The following is a 1,040-nucleotide window of genomic DNA, read 5'->3' as shown; positions in this document are numbered from 1 at the left end:
GGAAGGCGTACGTGGGCAGCTCCACCCGCTTCGCCTGCGGCAGCACCACGGACCAGTCCACGGCCACACCATTGACGAACGCCTCGGCCAGCGACGTAATCAGGCGCGTCGCCCCACCGTCGTCGCGGCGCAGCGTCCCGCACACCGAAGCGGGCACCGCACCCGGGCCCGCCTCCTGCGCCACCTCCTCCAACGACTCGGTCATCGCACCCAACAGCACCGGATGCGGAGTGACCTCAATGAAAACCTGATGCCCCTGACCAGCCAGGGTCCGCACCGCACGGTCGAAATACACCGAAGCCCGCAGACTCCCGTACCAGTACGCGGCATCCAGCTCGGGGCCCGACAGAGCCTCGCCCGTCATCGCCGACACCATCGGCACCCGACCCTGACAGGGCGTCACCTCAGCCAGTACGGAGAGAATCTCCCCCTCCAGCCGCTCCACCTGCGCGGAGTGCGACGCGTAATCCACGGCCACCATCCGGGCCCGGACACCCTCGGCCTCCAGCTCCGCCTGCAACTCCTCCAACGCCCCCGGCTCACCGGAAACCACCACCGCAGACGGCCCGTTCACCGCCGCCAACGACAAACGCTCACCCCACTTCGGCAAGCGCTCCTCAACCGCCCCAGCCGACAGGCTCACCGACAGCATCCCGCCCGCACCAGCCAGGACCTTCAACGACTGCGAACGCAGCGCCACCACCCGCGCGCCATCCTCAAGCGACAGCATCCCCGCCACCGTCGCCGCAGCAATCTCACCCTGTGAGTGACCGACAACCGCGTCGGGGGTCACTCCCGCGGCCTCCCACACCGCCGCCAGCGACACCATCACCGCCCACAACGCAGGCTGCACCACATCCGCAGCCTCCAACGCAGGCGCACCCTCCACACCCGCGAGGACATCACTCAACGACCACGGCACGTACGATGCCAGCGCCGCCTCGCACTCCGCGAGGCGCGCTGCGAACACCGGGCTGGACTCCGCCAACTCCCGCCCCATGCCCAGCCACTGCGACCCCTGACCCGCAAAGGCGAACACC

General features: G+C 69.4%; 1 protein-coding gene. It reads right to left on the bottom strand.

What is annotated here, in order from left to right:
- The coding region (locus AB0I10_RS41270) for an acyltransferase domain-containing protein (RefSeq protein ID WP_363157866.1) at positions 1–1,000 on the bottom strand (1,000 nt) is incomplete at its 3' end.
- Between the last annotated feature and the right edge of the window lie 40 nt (positions 1,001–1,040).

This window comes from Streptomyces sp. NPDC050636, assembly GCF_040654775.1.
GTDB lineage: Bacteria > Actinomycetota > Actinomycetes > Streptomycetales > Streptomycetaceae > Streptomyces.
This window is presented reverse-complemented; position numbering and strand designations above follow the sequence as displayed.